Origin of the sequence: Nocardia violaceofusca NBRC 14427 (genome assembly GCF_963869435.1) — a bacterium.
In the GTDB taxonomy this organism is placed as follows: domain Bacteria; phylum Actinomycetota; class Actinomycetes; order Mycobacteriales; family Mycobacteriaceae; genus Nocardia; species Nocardia aobensis.
The window spans coordinates 1-3897 of sequence record NZ_CAWMPM010000066.1; the positions used below are offsets into that span (position 1 = coordinate 1).

Consider the following 3897-nt stretch of genomic DNA (forward strand, 5'->3'; position numbering starts at 1 on the left):
GCATGAGGCCCTACCGGCACCGCACCGGCGGTCAGCGCGCGGGGTGATTGCGAATTTCCGCCACGTAGGCGCGGGAGACGGTGCAGGTCAGCAGGTCCAGCATGTCGACCAGGAAGCTGCGATCGGCCACCGGATCGGTGGTTCCGGTGCCGCCGGCCGGGTCGATGCGGTTCAGGGTCAGTTTCACCCCGTCGTGAATCGCGTGCTGCACCATATCGATCGGAATTCCGTCACGCGCCCACACCGCCGCGGCGTATTCCAGTCGCCGCAGCGCGCGCGTCGCCCCGGTGGGCGCATCGCCGAGCAGGATGAGCGCCAGTTCGAATCCCATCCGCATGACTATCGCGGGATCGGAATGCGTTGCACTCCTGGCATTTCCGGAATCGAATCCATCGCCCTCCGCGGATTCCGCATCCCAGGAGTCGTAGGCCGGCATCGCGCTCCTTCCGTGCGCCCGATCCCCATCGCACTGACGAAGGTATCGGTGACGCGCGGCGATTACGAGCAGTCGGCGCGGGTTGGCCCAAACATCCGAACCACAGGGGTCCGACGTTGTGAGATTTCCCAATAGTCGGTCGAATTCGGGCGTTGCGTCCGCAATTCGGACGACGACGTCCGGCATTCGGAAGCCGGCGGACATTCCGGCGAATCCGTTCGTCGCAGTGGCTCCGGCCGCATTCGACTGGTGCCGAAACCGTGATAGCCTGAACGTGATACACGCTAGCGTGATAATCACGCGAAGGAAAGCGATTGGGGCGGAAGAGATTTCGTCGGGCGTATGATCATCACGCAGCAGTGCCTCGTTTCGTCGACCTCCCGGGCCGCGCGTCGCGCCGATACGCTGGCACCCATGGGAGCCCGATTACGTACCGCGCGAAAATTGCTGCTGGGCCGCGAGATCGACCACATGATCAGCGCGGCGGGGGTGAATCAGGCGGAGGCCGCCCGGATCATCGACACCAGTCAGAGCCGGATCGCGATGTTGATCAACGGCGCCAGCTCGATCACCGTCGGCGATCTCGAACGACTCGCGGTCGCACTGGGTTTCACCGACCCCGGCTATTTGGAAAGCCTCGAGGCATTACGCCGGGACAACCACAAACGCGGTTTCTGGAACACCGGCCATCGCCGCGCCTATCTCGAGGAATTACGTCTACTGGTGGATCTCGAGGCGCATGCCAGTCTGCTGCGGGTCACCGAGGCGGAGATCGTGCCCGGACTGATTCAATGCGAGTCCTATATCCGGGCCCTGCACGAACCCCCGCACGACGCGCAACCGTTGTCCATCGATCCCTGTGCGATCACCGTGGAGGATTCGGTACGCGCGCGGCTGGCTCGCCAGGACGTCCTCACCGGCCCCGATGCACCGCGATTCCACGCCGTGCTCTCGGAATCGTGCCTGCGCCGCGAATACGGCGGCCGCGCGGTGATGGCCGACCAACTGGAATACCTGCTCGAACTGTCGCATCGGCCCAACATCATCCTGCAGGTGCTGCCGTTCACCGTTGCCACCCGGGGCGCGGGAATGGAGGACCGCTTCACGCTGGTGCGGGTTCCCTCCCCCGGCGCGGCGGGCGACCTGGACATGGCGATCGTGGAGAGCCAGGGCGACATTCGCTACATCGACGACAAGCCCGCGGTACGCGCCCGGGAGACCGTCTGGGACCGATTATCCGCGGCCGCAGCGGATCCCGATCGGTCGCGCGCGTTCATCGACCGGATCGCGCGTTCGTTCCGACGCGAGAGCGTCACCGGGACGTGACCCACCGTCCGTAATCTGCAAAGCCTAAGGAGTGCCGGGCAGCTATGAGCGACAACGACTTTCCCTCACGCGATATCGACACGAGCCGGCCCTCGGCGGCGCGGATGTACCACTACTACCTGTCCGGCCAGGCGCTGTTCGACGTCGACAAGGTCTTCGGTGAGCGGGTGTTCGCGGTGTTCCCGCACGCCGACGCCTGGGCGCGGCACAATCGCGAATTCCTGCGCCGCGCGGTCGATTTCATGGCATCACGCGGGATCCGGCAGTTCCTCGACATCGGCGCGGGGCTGCCGACCGCGGACAACACCCATGAGATCGCACGGGCGCACGAGCCGCGGACCCGGGTGGTGTACGTCGACAACAACACCGAGGCGGTGGCGCGCTGGCTCGACCTGCTGCGCGGCACCGACGCCCTCGCCACCACCGCGGTCATCGATGCCGATCTGCGATGTCCCGACGACATTTTCGACCATCCCGAGACCCGGCGCCTGATCGATCCGGATCAGCCACTCGGACTGCTCATCGTCGGCGTCTGGCCGTTCGTGCCCGACAGCGACCGCCCGTACCGGCTGATGGCCCAGCTGCGTGATCGCCTTCCGCGCGGCAGCTGCGTGGCGATGAGCCATGCCGGCCTCGACGACGCGTCCGAGGATGTCAAGCGCGGAATGACCGCAGCGGCGGAGCTATACAAGCAGACCTCGGATCCGTTGACGCTGCGCCGCCGTGACGATTTCGCCGCTTTCTACGACGGCCTCGAACTGCTGAACCCCGGGATCGTGCACGCCCCCGATTGGCGACCCTCTGCACTGGTGGACATGGCGGATCCGGCACGGCCGTGTAATTTCGCGGCCGTCGGCTACAAGCCTTAGCCGGCACGGTCGGCGCGGCGGTCCGCGCATCGGTGCGCCGGCAGCTTTACTCCGTAGAAAGGGCATCCGATGACGCGGCCACCGACCTTCACCGTAGGCGAATTCCGTAAAGCCTCAGCCAGTTCCCCACACCAGAACTGCGTGCGCGTGGCACGCAAACACGGATGGACCGCCGTCTGGGACGACAAACGCGCTCCTGCCGCCACCACCGCCGGCACGGCCGTGATCGGCACCGAGATACTGCTGCTGCGCGACGAACAGTTCGACAGCTACCAGGCCGGTATCCGCGCCGGGCGCACCGAACGATTACCGATCACGCAGTTCCGGCGCCCCGACGGACGCTATGTGCTGCGTGCCGAAACCGACCGTCCCACAGCGGATGTGGAGCTGATCTTCGATCGAGCCGAGCTCGACGCCTTCCATCACGGTGTGCGGACCCACGAATTCGATCTGCACAGATTCACCGCACCGGCACTCGACGACACCGAATGCGATACTCGCGCAACCGGTCTCACCGCTCGAATACCGGCCTAGCGGTTCACACGTTCCGGTGCCCGCCCACGCGGGCACCGTCACCCTCGAAAACCTCTGCGTCGCAAGATATCCGGTTCAGTCCGAGCCGGCGGCGGCGTCGTCCAGGTGCACACGAACCCGGACGCGGCCCTTGTCGTCGCGCGTGGCCACGGCGCGGCCGCGGCGGTCGCCACCGTCCAGGTGCAGCGTGATGGGGCCGCCCTCGCCGGTGAAGTTGCGCCACCAACTCTTGCGATCGGGCATCGCGACACCGATGAGGATCGAATCGCCGGAACGCCGGTAGTTCACCGGTGTGCTGAACGTCTTACCGGACTTGCGCCCGACATAGCTGATCTCGACGAATCCCTTCCGCATCAGCGGGCCGAGAACCGGCGCCTCCGTCAGCGTGAGTACCACCGAATTGAAGCCGCGCACGGCCGATTTCACGTCCACCTGTTGCCTCCTGACTGGCCCGACCGAGAGGTTTCACTCTACCGGCGGCCGGTGACATCGTCAGGCGGGCGACGCCGCTCAGCCCATGCCCGGCTCGGAGCCGATCTCGGCCCCGAGCAGGTGCCCGGCACGCCGCGGGGACCGGCGGTATCCCCGGCACCCCGCAGCACCGCGACCCCCGGCGACGGCGTCCGTCGCGCCGTCGGTGGCCGGAGCGGGTGCCCGCACGGGCGGCTCCTGCGCCGGCTCCGGCAGCGCCACCGCCAATCCGGCGCCGATGCCGAGCGCCGGCCCGGTGAC

6 protein-coding genes are annotated in these 3897 nt (G+C 66.8%); 3 read left to right on the forward strand and 3 right to left on the reverse strand.

Annotated elements, in window-relative coordinates; all coding sequences use genetic code 11:
• Positions 1-31: 31 nt before the first annotated feature.
• On the reverse strand, positions 32-436 hold the full coding sequence (locus tag AC5592_RS34275) for an RsbRD N-terminal domain-containing protein (protein ID WP_063013861.1): 405 nt from the start codon (positions 434-436) through the stop codon (positions 32-34).
• Positions 437-850: 414 nt separating this feature from the next.
• Between AC5592_RS34275 and AC5592_RS34280 the strand changes: the two genes are divergently transcribed.
• The 3 genes from AC5592_RS34280 (at position 851) to AC5592_RS34290 (ending at position 3165) form a co-directional block, all read left to right on the forward strand.
• The gene (locus tag AC5592_RS34280) at positions 851-1762 is read left to right on the forward strand and encodes a helix-turn-helix domain-containing protein (protein ID WP_036507767.1); all 912 of its coding nucleotides are present in this window, start codon (positions 851-853) and stop codon (positions 1760-1762) included.
• Positions 1763-1806: 44 nt separating this feature from the next.
• The gene (locus tag AC5592_RS34285; protein ID WP_036507755.1) at positions 1807-2631 is read left to right on the forward strand and encodes an SAM-dependent methyltransferase; all 825 of its coding nucleotides are present in this window, start codon (positions 1807-1809) and stop codon (positions 2629-2631) included.
• A gap of 147 nt (positions 2632-2778) precedes the next feature.
• On the forward strand, positions 2779-3165 hold the full coding sequence (locus tag AC5592_RS34290; protein WP_157122440.1) for a hypothetical protein: 387 nt from the start codon (positions 2779-2781) through the stop codon (positions 3163-3165).
• Between the two features lie 75 nt (positions 3166-3240).
• Here AC5592_RS34290 and AC5592_RS34295 read toward each other — a convergent pair whose 3' ends face one another.
• Positions 3241-3597: a PNPOx family protein gene (locus tag AC5592_RS34295; protein ID WP_036507761.1), complete on the reverse strand. Its 357-nt coding sequence runs from the start codon at positions 3595-3597 to the stop codon at positions 3241-3243.
• A gap of 78 nt (positions 3598-3675) precedes the next feature.
• On the reverse strand, positions 3676-3897 hold a 222-nt coding region (locus AC5592_RS34300; protein WP_198164023.1), incomplete at its 5' end, for a hypothetical protein.

Excerpts from the sequence above, each read along its gene's own strand:
- AC5592_RS34275 (WP_063013861.1), bottom strand. The coding sequence starts at position 436 with ATGCCGGCCTACGACTCCTGGGATGCGGAATCCGCGGAGGGCGATGGA.
- AC5592_RS34280 (WP_036507767.1), top strand. The coding sequence starts at position 851 with ATGGGAGCCCGATTACGTACCGCGCGAAAATTGCTGCTGGGCCGCGAG.
- AC5592_RS34285 (WP_036507755.1), top strand. The coding sequence starts at position 1,807 with ATGAGCGACAACGACTTTCCCTCACGCGATATCGACACGAGCCGGCCC.